Raw genomic sequence first — 21318 nt, 5'->3', positions numbered from 1 at the left:
TATGAGATTGAAGATTCCCCGCTGCCGGGACACAAAAAGGAGAGAGCCGAACCCATGGACTACGTTGTCGAGATGGAGGGCATCCGCAAGGAATTTCCGGGCATCGTTGCCAATGACGATATCACGCTCCAGCTGCAGAAAGGGGAGATTCATGCCCTGCTCGGCGAGAACGGGGCGGGTAAATCAACCCTGATGAGTATTTTATTCGGGATGTATCAGCCTGACCGCGGCCGAATTAGAGTGAAAGGCAAGGAGGTTCGGATTGCCAATCCGAATGTTGCCAATAAGCTGGGCATCGGGATGGTGCATCAGCATTTCAAGCTGGTTGAGCCCTTTACTGTTACAGAGAATATTATTCTGGGCAGTGAAACCCGTAAATTCGGACTGTTTCTGGATGTGAAGAGGGCGGCCAAGCGGGTAGGCGAGCTGTCCAAGCAGTACGGTCTGAATGTCGATCCCTATGCCAAAATCGAGGAGATCTCGGTGGGCATGCAGCAGAGGGTGGAAATATTGAAAATGCTGTACCGTGATGCGGAGGTTCTGATCTTCGACGAACCGACAGCGGTACTGACCCCTCAGGAAATTCTGGATTTGCAGGGCATTATGAAAAATCTGACGAATGAAGGCAAGTCCATCATTCTGATTACCCATAAGCTGAAAGAGATTAAAGCTGTGGCAGACCGCTGTACGGTCATCCGCCGCGGGAAAACGATCGGCACCGTCCAAGTGGCAGAGACCAGTCGCGAGACGATGGCCGAAATGATGGTGGGACGCAGCGTATCGTTCAAAGTAGACAAGAAAGAGAGCCATCCGGGTGAAACCGTGCTGGAGGTTTCCTCGCTGACCGTGAAGAACAGCAAGAAGGTCGATGCGGTGAAATCGTTCAACCTGAATATCTGTGCTGGCGAGATTGTCGGCATTGCCGGTGTGGATGGCAATGGCCAGACCGAGCTGATCGAGGCGATCACTGGCCTCCATAAAGCGGAAAGCGGCTCCGTGCTTCTGAACGGTAAGCCGATCGAGGATTTGTCGATCCGCCAGCGGAATGAGAGCGGCATTGGGCACATTCCGGAGGACCGGCACAAGCGGGGACTGGTGCTGGATTACACGCTGGAAGAGAATATGATTCTGGAAGTTTACAATCGTCCGCCTTATTCCAAGAACGGGCTGCTGAAGCCGGGCGTTATGCGCAAGCATGCGGAGCATATCATCGAGAGTTTTGATGTGCGCTCTGGCAGCGGCGGCCGGTCGGTTGTCCGCTCCTTGTCCGGAGGAAATCAGCAGAAAGCGATTATTGGACGGGAAGTGGAGCGGGATCCGGATCTGCTGATCGCGGTCCAGCCGACCCGGGGACTGGACGTCGGGTCCATTGAATATATACACCGCCGTCTCGTAGAGCAGCGCGATAAAGGAAAAGCGGTCCTGCTCGTGTCGCTGGAGCTCGACGAGATTCTGAATTTGTCAGACCGCATTGCGGTCATTAACAATGGGGAACTGGTCGGCATTGTCCACGCTGCCGAAACAAACGAACAGGAGCTGGGCCTGATGATGGCCGGTTATGGAAAAGAGGAGGGCAGCGCATGAATATGATAAAATCGCTGGCTGCCGTCCTGCTCGGACTGGCAGCAGGCGCTCTGCTCATGGCCCTGACCGGACATAATCCGGCAGAAGGCTATAAGTTCCTCTTCGAAGGAGGACTCAAAAATCCGGAACGGATCGGGAATACGCTGGCTACAGCCACACCGCTAATCTTGACCGGTCTGTCCGTTGCTTTTGCATTCCGTACAGGGCTGTTTAACATCGGAGCAGCAGGACAGATGCTGTTCGGCGGCTTCTGTGCGACGGCGGTCGGCCATTTGGTTGACCTGCCCCGTGCGGTGCTGCTGCTGCTCATGGTGCTGGTCGGATTCCTCGGCGGCGCACTGTGGGCGCTGATTCCCGGGATTTTGAAAGCCAGATACAATGTACACGAGGTCGTGTCCACGATCATGATGAACTGGATTGCGTACTGGACGGTATTTTATGCCATTCCTTCGTACTTTAAAGGCGGAAGTGAAACGGAGTCCAGGCAGCTTCCTGCCAATGCACTGTTTCACGAAAACTGGCTCAGTGAACTGTTCCAGGGCTCTTACGTCAACCTGGGCTTTTTCATCGCGATCATTAGTGTTCTGATCACCGGGTTTCTGATTAACAGGACCACGCTCGGTTATGAACTGAAGGCGGTCGGTTTCAACCGGCATGCTGCTGAATATGCAGGGATTGCTGTGAAGCGCAGTATCGTCATGTCCATGTTCATTTCGGGCGGCATCGCCGGCCTGGCTGGTGTGGCACAGTATGCGGGGAATGCATCCAGCATTCAGATCGGCATTTTGCCGACCCAGGGCTTTGACGGCATTGCGGTCGCCCTGCTGGGAGCCAACGCGCCGCTGGGTGTGCTGGTGTCCGCGATTTTCTTCGGACTGCTCTATTCCGGGCGCGGTTTCATGAACGCGATGACCGAGATTCCGCCGGAGATTGCGGACTCGATTATTGCCATTATCATTTATTTTGCGGCGACCAGCATATTGATCGACCGCCTGTATCGTAAATACAAATCGCGCCGTGCGGCGAATAAGAAGCAGGGGGGCTGAACAGATGTGGACGACACTTGAGCAAATTTTTCCGTATGCCATCGTCTTCACGATTCCGCTGCTGATTACCGCCCTGGGCGCACTGTTCAGTGAACGAAGCGGGGTCGTCAATATTGGTCTCGACGGCCTGATGATTGTCGGTTCCTTTATGGGGGCCTTCGTGGCCTCCAGACTGCAGGAGCAGTATCCGAATGACGCCTGGGTGCTGTGGGTAGGATTGCTTGCGGCCATGGCCGCAGGCATGCTGTTCTCGCTGCTGCATGCCTTCGCCAGCATTAATCTCAGTGCCAACCAGATTATCAGCGGTACGGCGATCAATCTGATTGCCGGTGCACTGACCATTTTTCTGGCGCGGAATATGACAGGCAGCGGGAACATCCGTATCTCTACGTTTGCACCCTTTGAGGTGCCGCTGCTATCGTCCATTCCGATTATCGGCGATCTGTTCTTTACCCGAACCTATGCGGTGACCTGGTTCGTGCTGCTGATCCTGGTGATCAGCACGATCGCGCTCTACAAGACGCCGTTTGGCATGCGTCTGCGTGCCTGCGGGGAGCATCCGCATGCCGCAGAAGCCGCCGGGGTACGGGTGCAGTCGATGCGCTATGTCGGTGTGATGATCTCCGGTGCCTTCTCCGGTCTTGGCGGTGCCGCCATCCTGATGACCTACTCCGGTGAGTTTAACGGGAATGTATCCGGGCTCGGGTTCCTGGCGCTGGCCTCCCTGATCTTCGGTCAGTGGAGACCGCTGGGCGTCCTGGCCGCCACCTTCTTCTTCGGGTTTGCCAGTACGGTCGCCAACGTATCTCAGGTTATTCCTTCCCTGGCCGTGATTCCGCCGGTCGTGCTGAAGGTATTCCCTTATGTGGTGACCCTCATTGCCCTGGTGATTTTCTCGAAATCCTCCAATGCGCCGAAGGCGGTTGGGGAGCCGTTCGATTCAGGCAAGCGCTAAGCGCCATACGATATGGAATGACAACATAACAACAGCCGCTGGTTTGGACTTGATGCTAAGTCCGGGCCAGCGGCTGTTTTATTTTATAATGCTCCGGAAACTTCCCGTTCAAAGGCGACGATCCAGTCGCCTTGTATAGAGGCATAACCGGTATCCCCCTCCGCGACGAGACCATACAGCTTTTTCACATCGAGATATTCCTTGCGCTCTCCATTATCAAATTCCAGGGTGATGTAGTAATGCGTTCGGGCTGAGCCTCCGGTGTGATCTGAACCGTGATGGTGATGACCGGAGCCGCGGACCTCTGTCCGCTTGGAGATAATTCTGGCGTATTCGGACGAACGGGGTGATTTTGCATTTTTCATATAACGTACGCCGTTAAAAACGATTCCTCCAATAACAATGATAAACACAATCCCGATAAATATGGGAACCAGGGTAAACATAAAACCAAAAGCGGGACCAGGACCCTCGCTGAAGTGATCTGACGGCAGCATAGCCAAACCTCCTTACAAATGTTGGATTTTACTATATACGACTTGAAGACCGTACCCGTTTCAAAATAAACGACCCTTCCGTCTTGAGAAAAAGTGAACCCTTTTGCCGGGTCATTTGTTTATATAGCAGAACTGAAAGAGAGGAGGGCCAGGATTGAGTGAACGAGAGCTGTTTGACACCTATAACAAGGATGTATACCGCACATGCTATCTTATGCTGCGAAATGTACAGGATGCGGAAGATCTCTGCCATGACGTGTTTGTGACCGTATTTCGCCAGGACTGGAGGCAGGTGGAACAGCTGCGGGCCTGGATCATGCGGATTGCGATGAATCAATGTCTGAACCTGCTTCGCAAGCGACAGACCCACAGAGAGAAGCAGCCCCAGCTTCAGTGGCTTCATCAACAGAAAGAGGCCTCGGTTCAGTCTGCGGATGCCCATGTGCTGAGGCAGGAAGCATCGGCTGAATGGGAGAAGCTGCTGAGCCGGCTGCCCGAGAAGCTGATGGCGGTGGTGACACTGAGGTTTATCGGTGAGCTGTCCACGGCGGAAATCTCAGAGGTGCTGCACATTCCGCAAGGAACGGTGAAATCGAGGCTGCATAAAGCTCTGAAATGTATGAAAAAAGAACTGGAAGGTTCGAATTTGGGATGGTTGAAGGGGGAGAAGCGGTATGGAACATCTTGAAAAGAACATGAGAAATCTGATGAAGGATAACAACACAGTACAGTACCCGGATTTTGAAAAAATGTGGGATAGCATTCAGCAGAATGAACTGCGTGCGTCGGATCATGCTGCTGGCGTCTCTCCCGTGCGCCCACGAACCCGAAAACGAGCAGCGGTGCTCATGGGGTTATCGGTGGCATTAATCGCGACTCCGGTTTATGCGGCGATCCAATATGACTGGTCGAATCTTCTATCACAAAGGCCTGGTATTCAAGCGGCTCTGCATCAGGGTCTTGGTCAGAAGATCGAGCAATCCGTAACGAGAAATGGCATTACGCTTACCGTCCATACTGCATTTACGGATGAGAACCGCACGATTCTTCTGTATACACTGGACCCCGGTGAGTCGATGCAGGGAGCATATATCAGCTATGACCGGATGGGGCTGCTCAATGCGGACGGGAAGTGGATTGAAGGAAACCATAGCCAGCAATATGATGAACAGCTGGGGGTTTTCAAGGGATATTTTGAAAGTGAATGGGTGATGGATGGGCGCAGCAGCGAGGTGTCTTTTCAGTTGGAGAACCTTCAATTTACCGAGGACGCCGAGCTTGTAGTTTCTTATGATCCGAAGAAGGGGGAAAAGCAGGAGTTTGAGATTGGACGGGACGGCATCGGCCGGGTGGCACTTCAATCCTTCCCGCAGTCAGATGGCAAGGTAATGATTAGTTCAGCGGTTACGTTCTCGCAGACTGGGGTGCAGCAGAGAAGCTGGGTGCGGATGCTGGTAAAGGATAGCCAGGGCCAGCCGATGAAAGAAGCAGAATCCGGCATCTTCGGCACACCGGGCGGCGAGAATGAGATCATCAACCAGCAGGTGTTTAAAGAAAGTGATTTGAAAGCAGAGGGTACGGAATTCAAGCTGGGCTACACCCGAACGGCTGCATCCGAGGAAGGAACATGGGATGTGGGTATGAATCTGTCGAAGAAGCAGATGGAGAACAGCTCATTCCAGGACGAGTTGAACATCCCTGTTCCTGAGGTTCCGGGGGGGACAACAATTCATGAGATGATTGTCACGCCGACCCAGGTCCGCCTCATTCTGAAGCATGAAGAGAAGTATACGCAGGTTCCCTACAATCGCTATAAGCTGAAGGTGGGCGGCACACTGTTAGAGGGCGGAAATTGGTATGTAGAGAACCCGAATGCTACAGAACTGCGGTTTGAAATGAATGGACTGGATGCCGCTGCTGCTCTGGCTCAGCCTGTGACCCTGATCGCAGAGCACCGGATTGATGATCATGAAGGGGATGGGACGCCAATTCCGTTAAGAGGGATTACGAATGAGCGGCAGAGCATCAACATGACCATCGGAGGCCATCCGGTTACATTCACCTACTATATGAAAGACGGCCATCTGTATGTGGAATCTTCTAGTACGGATAAGCAGTTTGGCGGTGTGAATCAAACCTACTATATAGCAGACGATAAGGATCGCAGTTACGGCAAGCCTGCGATGACCGGATTGCGAGGCGACGGCCGGAACAGGCATATGGATGTGTATGAAGACTTTAAAGGAAGCGATCTGGACGTGTATGTCTGGCGCTACATGACAGAGAAGCCGGACGATACGCTTAAGGTCCAGCTGAAGCAGGGCAAGTAAGGGAATTGATGGTTGGTTGATTTGCTTCCCGCCTCCATACGAGCAGCTGTCTCTCAGGACGGAATCCTCTGTTTTGAGCGGCAGCTGCTCTTTTCATCACAGGGGTTATCATGTCAGGTTTCATTGACAGATAGAGGGCAGAGTGCTATCCTCCTAGTCAAAAGAGACGGACAATAATAACAGAAAAGAATGTGATCACGTGAAGCGGTCTTCAAGATGGCAGATGAACGGATGGCTTGAAAAATATTTCAGCGGCGAGTCCATGGATTATCGGCAGATATTTGCGCTGTTCCTGCCGATTCTCGTAGACCAGGCCTTTATCATCGGCCTGAACCTCGTCAATACTGCCATGATCAGCTCCTCCGGTGTGGCGGCGATCAGTGCGGTGAATATGGTGGACGCCCTCAATATCTTTCTGATCAATGTGTTTGTTGCTGTCGCCACGGGAGGGACCGTTGTAGTGGCGCAGTACAAAGGCAGTAAGAATGATCTGATGGTATCCCGTGCTTCCGCAGCAACCGTTGCCTCTGTGGGTATGATCGCGTTTGGCATCGGCTTGCTGCTGGTGGCGCTGCATGCGCCTCTGTTGAACCTGCTGTTCGGAACGGCCTCACCGGAAGTTCTGGACAATGCCCGGACCTATCTCATCGGCAGCAGTGTATCTTATTTGGGGATTGCTGTTGTACAGGCCGTGTGCGGCGCGTTGAGAGGCGTGGGGCGGACGAGGGCATCCCTGGCACTGTCGCTCATTACCAATCTTTTATATGTAGCCCTGAATATCGTGTTCGTGCAGCTGATGGATATGGGTGTGCTGGGGCTGAGCATTGCCGTCAATATTGCGCGGTATGTCGGTGCAGCCTGTGCGCTGTATTATTTGTTCAAGCTGGACGCAGCACTTCATCTGCGGATACGGGATCTGTTTCATTTCCCGATCGCGATGCTGAAGAAAATTATGTTTATCGGACTGCCTTTTGCCGCAGAGCAGATGTTCTTTAATGGGGGCAAGCTGCTGACCCAGGTGTTCATCGTGAGCCTGGGCACGTATGCCATCGCGACCAATGCGATCGGCGGTTCGCTGGCAGGGGTCATTCAGATCCCGGCTGCTGCGCTGTCCCTGACTATTGTGACCGTTGTTGGCCAGTGTATCGGGAGCGGCAATATTGCGGATGCCCGGAAGTTTATTAGATCCTTTCTGTGGCTGGGCTCAGGCTGTCTGCTGCTGACCGGACTTATTGTCCTGCCGCTGTTCGGACCGCTGGTCAGCCTGTTCAACCCGCCGCCAGAAATTGTGGATGATCTCTTCCTCATCCTGCTGATTAATACGATTATGCAGGTTCCGCTGTGGGCCAGCAGCTTTATTCTGCCATCTGCCCTGCGGGCGGCAGGGGATTCTCGCTTCACCTCGGTCACCTCTATGCTGACCATGTGGCTGTTCCGGGTCGTGCTGGGCTACTTGATGGGGATTACGTTTGGCATGGGCATCCTGGGCGTATGGCTTGCTATGAACTGTGAATGGGGCGTACGGGGAGCCATCTTCCTGTGGCGCCTGAGGGGCAAGAAATGGTATGCCCACAAGCTGATCTAAACGGCTGGACAGGGCACAGTGAGCTTCCATGCGAGATGGTACAGTGCGGCGTCTCTATGAAAAGGCAAAGCTGGCCATTCTCCCAATCAGACTTGGTTTACTAGGTTAATAAACAAGCAGCTTTGTAACTCTTGCATATTGTATAGTATCCCATGCAGGAGGTGGAAGTTTTGAAGAAAACGAGTGGAAGAAAAAACATCGTCAGACCAGGAAGCGGCCGCATCGAAAACCAGGTGTATTCCAACCGGGTGCTGCGTTCAGAATTTGACCGGAACTGGGTTACGACCGTATTACGTGGCAACTTTGTTAAATACACCGCAACTGCGGATCATGCCCGGATTGATGTGCTGCTCGCGGATGGCTCCAGTAAAATATTGATCTTTAATAAAGGCGGTTACGTGCTGGTGGGCGGCGGCGGAATCAGTCATTACAGCAAGCCGCACAAGGCTATCACTGTGTAAGTTGAGAGTGGATACAGTATAACCTCAATAGACTGCACCTCCCCAATGTCCATTTGGCGGGGGCAGTCTATTTGTGTTGGGATTTTTTGCATGTGCCTCGACATTTATCGAAACGAACACTTCAAACATTCGTATACAGCTTACATGGCTGTTTTTTAATCATGAAGGTCATCCGGTACGGAGATCCCTAGTTGATCGCTTTTGTCAGTGTGAACTGTCCTAGCATTCTTTAATAAGACTGTTTTTCAAGCTTATCTCTTTCAAAAAAGAAACTATTGTCCCATAAACTTGTTTTTCAGGCTTATTTTTTCACATCACACGGTTTATCTGCTCGTATGGATTGATTTAGCTAGTTTTAGACTGATTTTCAGGCTTAAGCTGTAGGTTGTAAGCAAAATGTGAGATATAAGCTTGGAATTCAAGCTTAATCCTAGCGACTTCCTCATCACGAGCCCACAAGCGATGGGAGGAAAGCTTTGTAACCATCAGAAAAAGCCTGGTAAGTCGGTTCAAAAGGAAAGCCTCGTGGTAATGGTTAGGGAAAATTTGGAGATGGGGACTAAAGGACTACAAAGCTACAAAGGAGCTGCAGCGATGAAAAAATGGTTAGTGAGTATAGTGGTGATATTGGTCATGATGGTTATAGCGGGCTGCGGAAGCTCGGATCCGGAACCGGTTGGGGAAGAGCAGACAACGCCGCCAGAACCGGTAGTGGAACCAGCAGCACCAACGACAGAAGATCGCAAAGAAGCACTGTATCAGGAGCTCAAAGAGCTTTATCCTGCAGATGTTGCAGGCTGTCAGCAGGATGATGTGGCGGCCAAGGACGTGTGTGAGAAGCCAAAATCCCTGGACGGCGATCTTAAAGAAAATATTAATATTCAGATCATTCTGGATGCATCCAAGAGCATGGACCAGGAACTGAACGGAAAGACCAAAATGGAAATCGCGCAGGATCAGATCAATCGGTTCGTGCGAAACTTCCCGAAGAAAACGCAGGTATCTCTTAGAGTTTATGGACATGAAGGCGCTAACGACCTGGAGCAAAAAGAAGCCTCCTGCCGCGCCACAGAAGCAGTATATCCGTTTCAGGAGCTGAATCGCGGTGAGTTTAAGCAGATGCTGGACGGCACAGAGCCGGCCGGCTGGACGCCGATTGCAGGTGCCCTGGAAGCCGCGAAAGATGATTTTGCCGACTATAACGGTGAGAACAACACCAATATCATCTATCTGGTGACTGACGGACTGGAGACCTGCGGCGGCGATCCGGCAGCGGCGGCGGCAGAGCTTGCTGAATCCGGTATCGAGGGTGTCGTAAACGTCATCGGATTTGATGTCAGCGAAAGCACAGAAAGCCTGAAAGAGATTGCACAGAGCGGTAAAGGGAAATATTTCGATGCCGGTAACGAAAGAGAGCTGCGTCAGATTTTTGAAGACAATTTTAACTGGGTGGAGTGGACTCGGTACTACAACTGTGTATGGCTGGAAGAAACACAGCGAAACAATGCGGTCTGGCTGAAGGAAACACAGGAGAATAACTGTACCTGGCTGGAACTGACTCAGCAGAAGAACAAAATCTCTAACGAAGTAAGGAAGCGGAAAAATGATGGTGACCAGGAAGCCAAGGATATTGGCGACGATGTCGTAAAGCGGATTCGGGAGGAAAATGACGCTATCATCCAGGAGTCCAGAGATGAGAAAGACAAGATCATTGAGGAATCCAGGAACGAGCGGGATCAAAATCTCGGGGATGCGGAACAGGAAAAAGAAGAGAATATAAGCCCTTAACAAATAAAATACCCCTGAAGCAAACCTGACAGCACCCGTGGGTGGTCGACAGAGCTTGCAGCAGGGGTATTTTTTATCAGCCTAGTTTATTGTGTTATACGAGCTTGAACCAGCTGATCTGGGCCTCACCTTTCAGATGTACATATACCTTACGGCGGCCGGACAGTCCTTCTACCGGTGCGGTTACCGTTGTCCAGGCTTGGCGTCCGCCTGTTGCAAGGACTTTGCAGGTGCCGACAACTGGACCGTCTGGAGCGTCTTGCGTAATTGTGATTTCACCGCCTTTAGTATGTCCGGACACTCTGGCCTCGAATGTTGAAACAAGGTCACCCAGTTCGGCGTCATGGAATGATATCCAGCCGCTGTCACCGGCAAGCCGGATGCTCTCGCCGCCTTCACGGCATTCATCCACAAACACACCGCTGTAATCATCGTAATTGACGGCGCGAACCGGACCCGATAATAAGCGCGGCGGAATGGTTTCCCCGAGCACCTGCAGCTCTGTTGTCTGTGCCGCTGTGGCAGAGGATGGACCGGCCATCAGTGTGTAAGTACCGCTCTCTATACAATAGCGCTCCCGGGTAACGTCCCAGATTGCGAGATCGTCTGCCTTCAACTCGAAGGTGACTGTCTGCGATTCACCGGCGTTCAAGTGAATCCGGTGAAAGCCGCGGAGCGTTTTCAGCGGCCGGATCACTCGGGATTCATTCGCCTTGACGTACAGCTGTACGACTTCTTCCCCGGCAGCTTCTCCTGTGTTACGGATTTCAACCTGAACCTGTACCGTTCCGCCTGCAGAAATCTCTTTGCTGCTAAGCTGAATTTCGCCATAAGCGAAGGTGGTGTAGCTTAAGCCGTGACCGAAGGGATACAGCACATCTCCGTCAAAATACTGATACGTCCGTTTTCCCTTAATAATATCGTAATCCATCAGATCAGGAAGTTGATCGACCGATCTGTACCAAGTCATATTGAGTCGTCCGGCGGGGTTATACTTCCCGTATAACACATCTGCTACGGCATGCCCCAGCTCCTGGGCGGAATGCGATGTGAAGAGAATCGCAGGAACATGCTCATCTTCCCAGTTCACGGCATACGGATAGCTGCCGACAATGACGACCACGGTGTTAGGATTCGCAGCATGAACAGCCCGGATCAAATCCTGCTGTGCCGGCGGCAGTACGATATCCGGACGGTCAATCGTCTCTTTACCGTTAATGAACGGGCTGTTGCCGACGAATATAACAGCAGTTTCGGCTTCCTGTGCAGCCCGGACCGCTTCCTGGATACCATCCTGTACGATTTCCACGACAAACGGGGTTCCTTGTCCAGCATCTGAATTGTGGTTCACGATCAGCTGACCTTGTTCATTGAGTACGACGGGCTTGCCTTCCCAGGATTTCATTGCATACTGGTTATCAGCCAGCGGCTCGAAGCAGAAGGCTTCTTTGACGAACCAGCCTCGCGCCTCATCAGCAGATGCATGCAGCCCGGTGTCCGTCTCCGTTACATATTTCCCGCTGCTGACGGCGCGCAGCGTAACACTGCCCCAGCCCCAATCATTGCGCTCAAACAGTTCGGCTTCCGAGGCATCTGCAGCAGCTGTTAATACAGCGTGCTCTCCCTCTGTTTGAAGAGCAATATACGCACCATCTGCCAGACGCAGGCGCACGCGGTCCAGACCGGTATGGAAGTGCACAGGACGATCAGCCATTTCCTTCTGAATACCTTCCAGAGGGGTTATCCGGTAAGGAGGTGTACCGCTGTACCAGTCGGTGTAGGCAACATTTGCCAGCGGTCCCAGCACAGCCGCCGATTTCAGCTCATGCGACAGGGGAAGCAGTCCGTCGTTCTTCAGCAGCACAACGGACTTGCGCGCAGCTTCGAGAGAAAGGGCCGCATGCTCTGGTGCGCACAGCTTGCTTTCCGGCACATGACTGTACGGGTTACGGTCAGCGGGATCAAATTCGCCGAGACGGAAGCGGACACGGAACGTATTGCGCAGTGCGTGGTCCAGATCGCTCTCAGCGAGGAGACCCTGTTCCAAGGCATCGCGGAGCGCGCGGAACGAAATATCCTGCTCGTCAGTGATGCTGTCGATACCCGCTTTCACAGTGCCGGCAACGGCTTCGGCATAAGAATCTACATAATGATGGTCCATCACCGTACCCAGGACATCACCGGCGTCACCTACAACGAAGCCGTCCATTCCCCACTCTTTTTTAACGATTTCGTTAACCTCATTATTGAGATTGGCAGGAACGCCATTCACACCGTTGTACGCGGTCATCATGGAAGCGGCACCGCCCTCGCGGAACGCAGGCTCAAATGCTTTTAAATAATATTCTCGCTTGTTGCGGGGATCGATACTGACTGATGCACTGCCACGGTCGACTTCGTTATTGTTACCGTAGAAATGCTTAAGACTGGCCACCGTCTTATAGTAGAAGGGATGGTCGCCCTGCATGCCTTTTACAAGAGAAACCGAGAGCTTACCTGTCAGGCAGGGGTCTTCTCCATAAGCTTCTTCAGTCCTGCCCCAGCGGGGATCGCGTTCCATATCGACAGTCGGCGCCCACACCGTGAGCCCGTTTACCGCCGGATTGCGCTGGTAATATACACGGATTTCATCCGCAATGACGGAACCGATTTTATGCATCAGCTCGGCATCCCATGTACAGGCAAGGCCCGTATTTTGTGGGAATACCGTACCTTCACCAAGCCAGGCTACACCATGTGCGCCTTCGGTTCCGTGCTTATATGGTGCAACTCCTAGCCGCTCGACCTCGGCCTGATATTGACACATGAGTTCAATTTTTTCATCCAGATTAAAGCGGGATATGAGGTCATTCACGCGCTCCTCAAGCGGCAGATCGGGGTTTTGAAAAGGATAATTCATACGTTGTACCTCGTTTCGTAATAAATGTTAGTTCATTGTAAGCGCTGCTAAAATACTCCCATGTTATCATATCGTAAAACGAAAGCGCTTTATACACGGTGAATTAGACATTTATTCATGTGATTATTGTTGATTTCGGGAAAATATGGGTTGACTAACTTGGCTACTCGACTATAAAATATTGATGCAAACGTTTCCATGATATAGAATTGTAAGCGCTTCGTTTTTGTTGTCGAACACTGTCAATTGTTAATAATAAAGAGAGGAGGAAACATATCTTTGTGCAATCGTTTGCTCAAACAAGCAGTAATGAAGACTATCTTTGTTTATCCTAAGGAGGTTTTGAGATGTTAACGGTTACAAGCAAAAGAGCGTGCTCTATCATGCTGATCTTCACGCTTTTGCTGTCCCTGCTCGGCGTTCAGCCGGTGGTGTCAGCGGACTCGCAGTCACTTCAAGTAACACTGGTAGGTGACCTGCAGACAGCGCTGGGCGGTGCGAATAACTGGACCCCTGCCGACACAGCAACAGCGATGACGCATTCAAACGGCGATGAATATCGCTTTACAGGAACGCTGCCTGCGGGCACATACCAGTATAAGGTAGCATTGCACCTTGATTGGGCTGAAAACTATGGATTTTCAAGCTATACGAATCCAGCAGGTGTCGATTCGGGCGGCAATATCCAAATCGAGTTAGATGAAGAAACCGAAGTGACATTTTATTATAATCATCAAACACGCAAGATTGCTGATTCCACCTATTACATACCTCTGGAAGAGGATAAGCTTCCAAGAGTGATCGGCAGCTTCCAGACGGGAATCGGAGAAAGCGAAAACTGGTCGCCTGCAGCATCGGGCTTGATCATGAGCGACATTGGTTTGAACTCCGTCTATTCTGTGACGACGGATGTATATGCTGGCGAGCATGAATATCAGATCGCCTTGGGCGGAGACGTGGAGAGTGAAATTTATCCGTCTGACGGCTCCAAAGTTCCGCTGCAGTTTACCGACGACAGCAGAGTAACGTTCAAATACAATGCGGTGGATCACAGTGTAACGGCAGATGTTAGAGCGCTGCCGAAGCCTGTAGAGCCCGGAACACCGATTCCGGATGGACATCTGCGCGTGCACTATGACCGGGCAGACGACAATTACGATGACTGGGGAGTATGGAATTTCAATGACGTTGTAACGCCTTCCGTAGGCTGGCCAGGAGGAGCCACGCCGTTTTCCGAAGGAGGGCGTGACGGCTACGGAGCGTTCGTGGATATTCCGCTTAAAGATGGAGCGAAGAATGTCGGTATGGTCATTGTAAATCGCAGCACTCAGGTTAAGGACGGCAACAACAAAGAATTAATAATCACATCCTTGGCAATGAATGAAGTCTGGCTGAAGGAAGGTTCGGACAAGGTGCATACCTTTGAGCCGGTGGATCTGCCTGCCAATACGGTCCGGATTCATTATCAGCGAGAGGATGGCAATTATGCCGCTTACGGATTATGGGTATGGGGAGATGTTACAGCGCCTTCCGAGGGCTGGCCGTTTGGAGCTACCGTGTTCCCTGAAGGCCAAGTCGACAGCCATGGTGCTTACGTGGACATTGCGTTAAAGCCGGATGCGAAGGAAATCAATTTTATCGTCCTTGATCCTTCGAAAGGAGACGGCGGTAAAGACGGAGGAAATAAAAAATTCGCACTGTTAGACCGCTACAATCACCTGTTTGTGAAAGAGGCAGATGACAAAGTCTTTATCACGCCTTATGGTCAATTGGCAACCGGCCTGGAATGGGCGGATGTCGTAAAACCTGGCAAACTGCTGCTGGGCTATACCGCGACAGACGGCCTGGATGCCTCATCACTTAAAGAAAACATTAAGCTCAAAAAGAAAGATGGAAAAGAAGTTGGCATTCTGAAGGCGAATGTTGCGGGGCCTCGACTTGTAGAGGTTATGGCTCCATTCACGATGGAAGATGTGCCGATGGAGGTTTCCTATTTTGGAACTACAGTATCTGCGAACAAGGGATGGCGGTATCTGGATGAACTGTATGCCTACGACGGCGACGATCTCGGTGCTGTGTATGATAACGGCGAAGCTGAGCTGAAGCTGTGGGCGCCGACAGCCAGCCTTGTTAAAGTCAATGTATACGATAAGAATAACAGCAGCCAGCTCATTGGCAGCGTGGAGCTGGCAAAGGGCGATAAAGGTGTCTGGTCGGTCCGTTTGACGAAAGGACAATTCAATGTCCAGGACTTCAAAGGGTATTACTACCAGTATGAAGTAACGAATAACGGTGTGACCAAGAAAGTATTGGATCCTTATGCCAAATCTATGGCGGAGTTCCTTGTAAACACGAAGGGTGAAGCAGGACCGGACGGCGATACGGTGGGTAAAGCAGCCATCGTCGATCTCAGCGCAACGGATCCGGAAGGCTTCGGCTATGCCGACATTCCAGGCTACGAGAAGCGCGAAGATGCCGTCATCTGGGAGATCCATGTACGTGATTTCACGTCGGATCCTTCCATTGAAGGTGACCTGCACAACGCGACATGGGGCTCTTATGATGCTTTCAAGCACAAGCTGGAATACATCAAATCCCTGGGTGTGACACATGTGCAGCTGCTGCCGGTTATGGCCTGGTACTATGGTGATGAATCTGCCATGAAGAACCGGGAAACTAATTATTCAGCGCAAGATAACGAATACAACTGGGGATATGACCCTCATAGTTATTTCTCACCGGACGGTGCATATTCCGAGAATCCGAAAGATCCGGAGCTGCGGATTAAAGAGTTGAAAGCGATGATCGACGCCATTCATGAGGCGGATATGGGCGTCATACTCGACGTGGTGTACACCCATATGGCCAAATCTGATTTCCTGAATGATATCGTACCGAATTACTATGCATTTCAAGATATGAAAACGGGAGGCTTCCTGGGTGATTTCGGGAACAACCTGGCGACCAACCGCAAGATGGCTGAGAAGCTGATGGTTGATTCTGTGAAGTATTGGTTTGATGAGTACAAAATCGATGGTATGCGCTGGGATATGATGGGGGATGCCACACAGGGCGCTGTGCAGAATGCGTACAACGCTGCTGCGGCCATCAACCCGAACGCGCTGTTTATTGGTGAAGGCTGGATTACTTTTAAAGGTCAAGATGCTGACCCGACGCTGGCGGGGCAAGGGGCGGACCAGAAATGGATGGACAAAACCGATGATGTCGGCGTGTTCTCTGATGAATTCCGCAATGCATTGAAATCCGGATATGGTAATGAGGGCGCACCTAGTTTTATTACCGGAGGCAAGCAGAATATCCAAAAAATATTTAACAATGTTAAAGCACAGCCTGACAATATCAAAGAAGATGACCCTGGAGATGTCGTGCAGTATATTGAGGCCCATGATAATCTGCCGCTTTACGACATCATTGCACAATCGATCAAGAAAGATCCTTCTAAGGCTGAGAACGATCAGGAGATTCATAAGCGCATCCGGCTTGGCAACTTGATGGTCCTGACTTCACAGGGTACCGCATTCCTGCATGCAGGACAGGAGTACGGGCGCACAAAGCAGTGGTTAGCGCCAGGAAAGCCGCAACAGAAGTTTCATGAGCTGAAGGATGAAGCGGGCAATCCGTTCGGGTATTTCGTTCACGATTCCTATGACTCTTCCGATGCCATCAACAAATTTGATTGGCAGAAGGCGACAAATGAGCAGGCTTACCCGGAGAATCATATAACGAAAGAATACACAGCGGGTCTGATTGAGCTGAGAAAATCCAGTGATGCCTTCCGTCTGGGCGATCAGGAGATGGTGAACAGCAATGTAACACTGCTGTCCATTCCGGAAGTTCAGTCACAGGATCTGGTCATCGCGTACAAGAACAAGGCCACAGATGGTACCGGCAGCTATTATGTATTTTTTAATGCTGACAAACAGTCCAGAACGCTGACATTGACCGAAGATCTTACGGCAGGTACGGTCGTAGTGGACAATGATGAGGCTGGTACGACAGCGGTATCTGCTCCGTCAGGATTTGCATTAACGGCAAACAGCATCACACTGGAGCCATTGACTGCCGTAGTGATTAAGACAGAAGGAGCCGCAGCTCAATTAACAAATTTGGCTGTAGATAAAGACAGCTATTCACTGCCAGTAGGTAAGACCCATCAAACCGCAGTCTATGCAGTTTATGATGACAACAGCCGCAGAACGATTACAAAACAAGCAGCTTATGCTTCTAGTAATAAGGCGGTTGCCAAGGTAAGTGCGTCGGGTCTTGTTACGGGTGTGTCAGAAGGCACTGCCGTGATTACCGTCACTTATCAGGGACTGCAGAAAGATATAACCGTGACAGTAACTAAGGCGGACGGCAAGCGTTATGTTCAGCTAAGTTACATCCGTCCGGATAAGGACTACACAGACTGGAACTTATGGATATGGAATACAGGTCTGAAGGACGGCGGTCAGCAATACGATTTTGATTCGTTTGATAACGGGGTTGCCTCTATTCTCATTGAAGTGAGCCCATCAGCTAAGAGACTCGGCTTTGTTCTTCGACAAGGACCGAATTGGGAGAAAAAGAATGACTATCCGAACGACCGGTTCATCCCGCTGGCACCGGATGAGGCATTAACGAAAGTAGATGTCATCAGTATGCAGCGCGAGCTGGATATTGTTCCGAGCTGCACAGGCCCTTGGCTGGAGGATGGCAACATCACCTTCATTTACAGGGATGCAGAGCTGTTCCGCAATAATGCTATGGATACGATTTCCGGCGTTAAGGTGAAATTCGAAGGCCGGGAAGAGGTAATGACCTATGATGCTGAGAAAGAATGGTACAGCTATACTTGGCAGGACGTCGAGGTCGGTACCTACGAATACAGCTTTGAGGTCACCAGAAATGGAAAAACTGAGGAAGTTCCAGATCCGAAAAATGCGATGAACGGCAAGTCAGAAGTCACCTACAAACAGCCGGAAGTGACACTGACGTCATCCGTAAATTCAGGCAGCGTATCGTACAAAGAAAGTGCAATTCTTAAAGTACTGACGAAAGTGTCCGAACCGGTTTCATTCCGGGAGGGATATTTGAACCTGAGCCAGCTGGGCGGCCCGTCGAATGTGAAGTTTGACACCGAGCTACTGGAACAGAGCATTGCCGTGAAGGAGGGTGTATCTGCTGGGGTTAAGTCCATTGAAATAACGCTAGTGGATGAGTATGGAAATAAGCACAAGGATAGCACGGAAATCTCGGTAAATGCAGCAAGACCTTCTTCCGGCAAGACAGACTTTGACTGGGATGAGGCGCGAATTTATTTTGTGCTGACCGACCGCTTTATGGATGGAGACGAAACTAACAATTTTAATGTCGACAAAAACCATCTGGAAGCCTATCACGGCGGAGATTTCAGAGGGCTGATCGACAAACTGGATTATATCGAGGATTTAGGTGTCAACACATTGTGGATTACACCAATTGTCGATAATATCGATCACAACAAAGGCGCCGATTTCAATGGCACCCAATATGGATATCATGGATATTGGGCCAAGGATTTCACAAAAATCGATGAACACCTGGGAGATCTGGATACCTTTAAAGAGCTGATCGACAAAGCACATGACCGGGGCATCAAGATCATGGTCGATGTGGTGCTGAATCACACGGGATATGGCCTGAAGCCTGGAGACACCGCGCCCGTTGCTCCGGAGGATAAGGACCGGTTTGCCGGTATGCTTCGTACCGATGGTCTTAGCACCGCTCAAGACGATATTCAAGGTGAAGTCGCCGGACTGCCGGATTTCATTACGGAGAGTCCGGAGGTACGACAGCAGGTTATCGACTGGCAGACAGAATGGCTGGAGCGTGCAAGAACCGATCGCGGTAACACAATTGATTATTTCCGTGTCGATACGGTGAAGCACGTGGACGAAGCAACCTGGAAGGCATTCAAGAACGATCTGACAACTATCAATCCAGAGTTTAAAATGATCGGCGAATACTTCGGTGCTACCGTAGATAGTGACGGAGGAAGCCTGCAAAGCGGACAGATGGACAGTCTGCTGGACTTCGGCTTTAAGGACAGTGCGAAGAATTTTGTGAATGGCAGCGTAGTGGCAGCAGAGCAGTATCTGGCTGACCGCGAATCGAAGCTGGATAATACCCGCATGATGGGTCAGTTCCTGAGCAGCCATGATGAGAACGGCTTCCTGTCCGAGTATGTCGGCGGAGACAAAGGCAAGCTGATGGCAGCTGCAGCAATGCAGATCACGTCGAAGGGCCAGCCGGTCATCTACTACGGTGAAGAGCTCGGGCGTTCCGGTAAAACTGGAGGCGATCTGAGCGAAGGCCAGTTCAATGAAAACCGCCGTGATATGCCGTGGGATCAAGTGGAGAATGAGCAGAAGCTGCTGAAGCATTACCAGAAGCTGCTGCAGATCCGGGCGCAGTACTCCGGTGTGTTCTCCAAAGGTACTCGCACTTCCATTGCTGCATCGGATGCCCAGCAGTACCTGGCATTTGATAAGCAGTATCAAGGTAAGCATCTTGTAACCGCGATTCATGTAGGAACTGAAGCCAAGACGGCGACCTTTAAGGTTCCGTTTGCTGCAGGCAGCACAGTTAAAGACCTTTACAGCGGCAAATCATATGCCGTTAGCAGTAATCAAAATGTCAGCATTGTTCTTCCAGCTATGAAGGATGGCGGAACCGTAATTTTAGATGGCGTTGTGTCGACAGGCGGCGGCGATCCGGGTGGCAACCCAGGCGGCGGCTATAGCGGTGGAACAGGAGGAACACCGGGTTCAGGTAACCCGGCAGCCGAGGGCACACTCGTAGTCAATGAAAACTCTTTAAAGAGCGGACAGAATAAAGTGACCATTCAGCTCGGGGCACAGGACAAAGAAGTTCTGATCCCAATTGGAGCGGGAGACATCCTGGGATCCAAACCGCTGGAACTCAAAAAGGACGGTCTGGCTGTAGAACTGCCGGCAGCACTGCTGAGATCGCTGTCGCAGCTCGTAACGGCAGACCAGATGAAGGATGCGGTAATTTCCTTCATGGTAGAGGAAGTATCTTCAGCAGCAGCATCTTCATTGGTTGATAAAGCGGGTGATGCAGGGAAGGTAAGCCTGAAGCTCGGAAGCAGTGTGTACGATCTTCATCTGAGTGTCAAACTGAAGGATGGAACAGAGGTGAAGTCAGGTCCACTTGCTGCACCGGTGACCTTGACCTTTGAATCCTTGGAGGCCATCAACGGGAAATGGGCAGGCGTGTACTTTATCTCCGATGGGGCCGACCTGGAATATCTGGGCGGCAAGCTGGCTGACGGACAGATGTCTGCAGCTGTCAATCATTTCAGCAAGTACGCTGTGCTGGAATACAATAAATCCTTTGCAGATCTGGCCGGACATTGGGCAGAAGGAGCGGTCAAAGAGCTTGCGGCGAAGCATGTTATCAACGGTATAAGCGACATCAAGTTCAGCCCGGCTCAGAAACTGACGCGTGCCCAGTTCGCAACAATGCTTGTGCGTGCATTGGGATTGAATCTGGAAACCATCAAAAACAGCAGCACGTTTAAAGACGTTCATGAGCGAGCATGGTATGCACAAGCGGTGAACACGGCGCATCATCACGGACTCGTAAGCGGCAAGGGCAAAGATACGTTTGAACCGAACGCGGCGATCACCCGTGAAGAGATGGCTCTCATGCTCGTTCGTGCATACCGGATGAAGGATGAGTCAGCAGCTGCAGCGAAAACGCTGACCATGAAGGATAAAAATCAGATTTCCGCATGGGCGCTGAAAGAGGTTCAAACTGCGGTTTCCCTCGGTTTGATGAAAGGTCATACCAATGGAAACTTCGCGCCAAAAGCATCAACCACCCGCGCAGAAAGCGCTCAGGCGGTATTGAATCTGTTGAATCAGCTGCCATAAAAGACTGACCCTTCAAGATGTTTATTGGAATTGGGGAGAGAAATCTTGACTGCATGCAGGTCCAGAGCCTATTGGGCAGCTGGATCTGATGCAGGTGGTCATGTTCTGCCTGTCAGCGCTCAGCAGCACAAGAAAAGGCTTCCGGGATTTTAAACTGTACCCTACAAGATGGACACTTTGAAAAAAGTCATCTTGTAGGTTTTTTTGTGTACAATAAAGAAAAAACGAGCGGC

The 21318-nt window shown here is 51.1% G+C and carries 11 protein-coding genes; 9 read left to right on the top strand and 2 right to left on the bottom strand.

Features of this window, described 5'->3' with window-relative positions:
• Positions 1-54: 54 nt before the first annotated feature.
• The 3 genes from HII30_RS17595 to HII30_RS17585 are packed head-to-tail and all read left to right on the top strand — an operon-like array spanning position 55 to position 3585.
• Complete coding sequence (locus HII30_RS17595; RefSeq protein ID WP_169506358.1) at positions 55-1584, top strand: ABC transporter ATP-binding protein; 1530 nt, start codon at positions 55-57, stop codon at positions 1582-1584.
• On the top strand, positions 1581-2630 hold the full coding sequence (locus tag HII30_RS17590) for an ABC transporter permease (RefSeq protein ID WP_169506357.1): 1050 nt from the start codon (positions 1581-1583) through the stop codon (positions 2628-2630). Before HII30_RS17595 ends, HII30_RS17590 begins: the two co-directional genes overlap by 4 nt.
• 4 nt (positions 2631-2634) lie before the next feature.
• Complete coding sequence (locus tag HII30_RS17585; RefSeq protein WP_169506356.1) at positions 2635-3585, top strand: ABC transporter permease; 951 nt, start codon at positions 2635-2637, stop codon at positions 3583-3585.
• Positions 3586-3668: 83 nt separating this feature from the next.
• Here HII30_RS17585 and HII30_RS17580 read toward each other — a convergent pair whose 3' ends face one another.
• Entirely contained in the window at positions 3669-4082 is a 414-nt protein-coding gene (locus HII30_RS17580; protein ID WP_169506355.1) for a DUF2500 domain-containing protein, read from the bottom strand.
• A 154-nt stretch (positions 4083-4236) separates the two neighbouring features.
• Between HII30_RS17580 and HII30_RS17575 the strand changes: the two genes are divergently transcribed.
• From HII30_RS17575 to HII30_RS17555, 5 genes are all read left to right on the top strand, one after another.
• Positions 4237-4770: an RNA polymerase sigma factor gene (locus tag HII30_RS17575; protein WP_169506354.1), complete on the top strand. Its 534-nt coding sequence runs from the start codon at positions 4237-4239 to the stop codon at positions 4768-4770.
• Positions 4757-6412 (top strand): DUF4179 domain-containing protein, encoded by a 1656-nt coding sequence (locus tag HII30_RS17570; RefSeq protein WP_169506353.1) that lies wholly within the window; start codon positions 4757-4759, stop codon positions 6410-6412. The genes HII30_RS17575 and HII30_RS17570 overlap by 14 nt, the downstream gene beginning before the upstream one ends.
• Positions 6413-6635: 223 nt before the next feature.
• The gene (locus tag HII30_RS17565) at positions 6636-7997 is read left to right on the top strand and encodes an MATE family efflux transporter (RefSeq protein ID WP_169506352.1); all 1362 of its coding nucleotides are present in this window, start codon (positions 6636-6638) and stop codon (positions 7995-7997) included.
• Positions 7998-8194: 197 nt separating this feature from the next.
• A complete protein-coding gene (locus tag HII30_RS17560; protein WP_169506406.1) occupies positions 8195-8458 on the top strand; it encodes a hypothetical protein in 264 nt (87 codons plus the stop codon).
• Positions 8459-9052: 594 nt separating this feature from the next.
• Positions 9053-10246, top strand: a complete 1194-nt coding sequence (locus HII30_RS17555; protein ID WP_169506351.1) for a VWA domain-containing protein — start codon at positions 9053-9055, stop codon at positions 10244-10246.
• Positions 10247-10340: 94 nt separating this feature from the next.
• On the opposite strand, the gene HII30_RS17550 is transcribed toward HII30_RS17555, so the two are convergent.
• Positions 10341-13145, bottom strand: a complete 2805-nt coding sequence (locus tag HII30_RS17550; RefSeq protein WP_169506350.1) for a glycoside hydrolase family 3 protein — start codon at positions 13143-13145, stop codon at positions 10341-10343.
• 347 nt (positions 13146-13492) lie between these two features.
• Between HII30_RS17550 and HII30_RS17545 the strand changes: the two genes are divergently transcribed.
• Positions 13493-21085: a pullulanase gene (locus HII30_RS17545; protein WP_169506349.1), complete on the top strand. Its 7593-nt coding sequence runs from the start codon at positions 13493-13495 to the stop codon at positions 21083-21085.
• Positions 21086-21318 lie beyond the last annotated feature (233 nt).

Origin of the sequence: Paenibacillus lemnae, from assembly GCF_012933385.1 — a bacterium.
Lineage (GTDB): Bacteria > Bacillota > Bacilli > Paenibacillales > Paenibacillaceae > Paenibacillus_AQ > Paenibacillus_AQ lemnae.
This window is presented reverse-complemented; position numbering and strand designations above follow the sequence as displayed.

Excerpts from the sequence above, each read along its gene's own strand:
- HII30_RS17595 (WP_169506358.1), top strand. The coding sequence starts at position 55 with ATGGACTACGTTGTCGAGATGGAGGGCATCCGCAAGGAATTTCCGGGC.
- HII30_RS17570 (WP_169506353.1), top strand. The coding sequence starts at position 4,757 with ATGGAACATCTTGAAAAGAACATGAGAAATCTGATGAAGGATAACAAC.
- HII30_RS17550 (WP_169506350.1), bottom strand. The coding sequence starts at position 13,145 with ATGAATTATCCTTTTCAAAACCCCGATCTGCCGCTTGAGGAGCGCGTG.
- HII30_RS17590 (WP_169506357.1), top strand. The coding sequence starts at position 1,581 with ATGAATATGATAAAATCGCTGGCTGCCGTCCTGCTCGGACTGGCAGCA.
- HII30_RS17545 (WP_169506349.1), top strand. The coding sequence starts at position 13,493 with ATGTTAACGGTTACAAGCAAAAGAGCGTGCTCTATCATGCTGATCTTC.
- HII30_RS17585 (WP_169506356.1), top strand. The coding sequence starts at position 2,635 with ATGTGGACGACACTTGAGCAAATTTTTCCGTATGCCATCGTCTTCACG.
- HII30_RS17565 (WP_169506352.1), top strand. The coding sequence starts at position 6,636 with ATGAACGGATGGCTTGAAAAATATTTCAGCGGCGAGTCCATGGATTAT.
- HII30_RS17580 (WP_169506355.1), bottom strand. The coding sequence starts at position 4,082 with ATGCTGCCGTCAGATCACTTCAGCGAGGGTCCTGGTCCCGCTTTTGGT.
- HII30_RS17555 (WP_169506351.1), top strand. The coding sequence starts at position 9,053 with ATGAAAAAATGGTTAGTGAGTATAGTGGTGATATTGGTCATGATGGTT.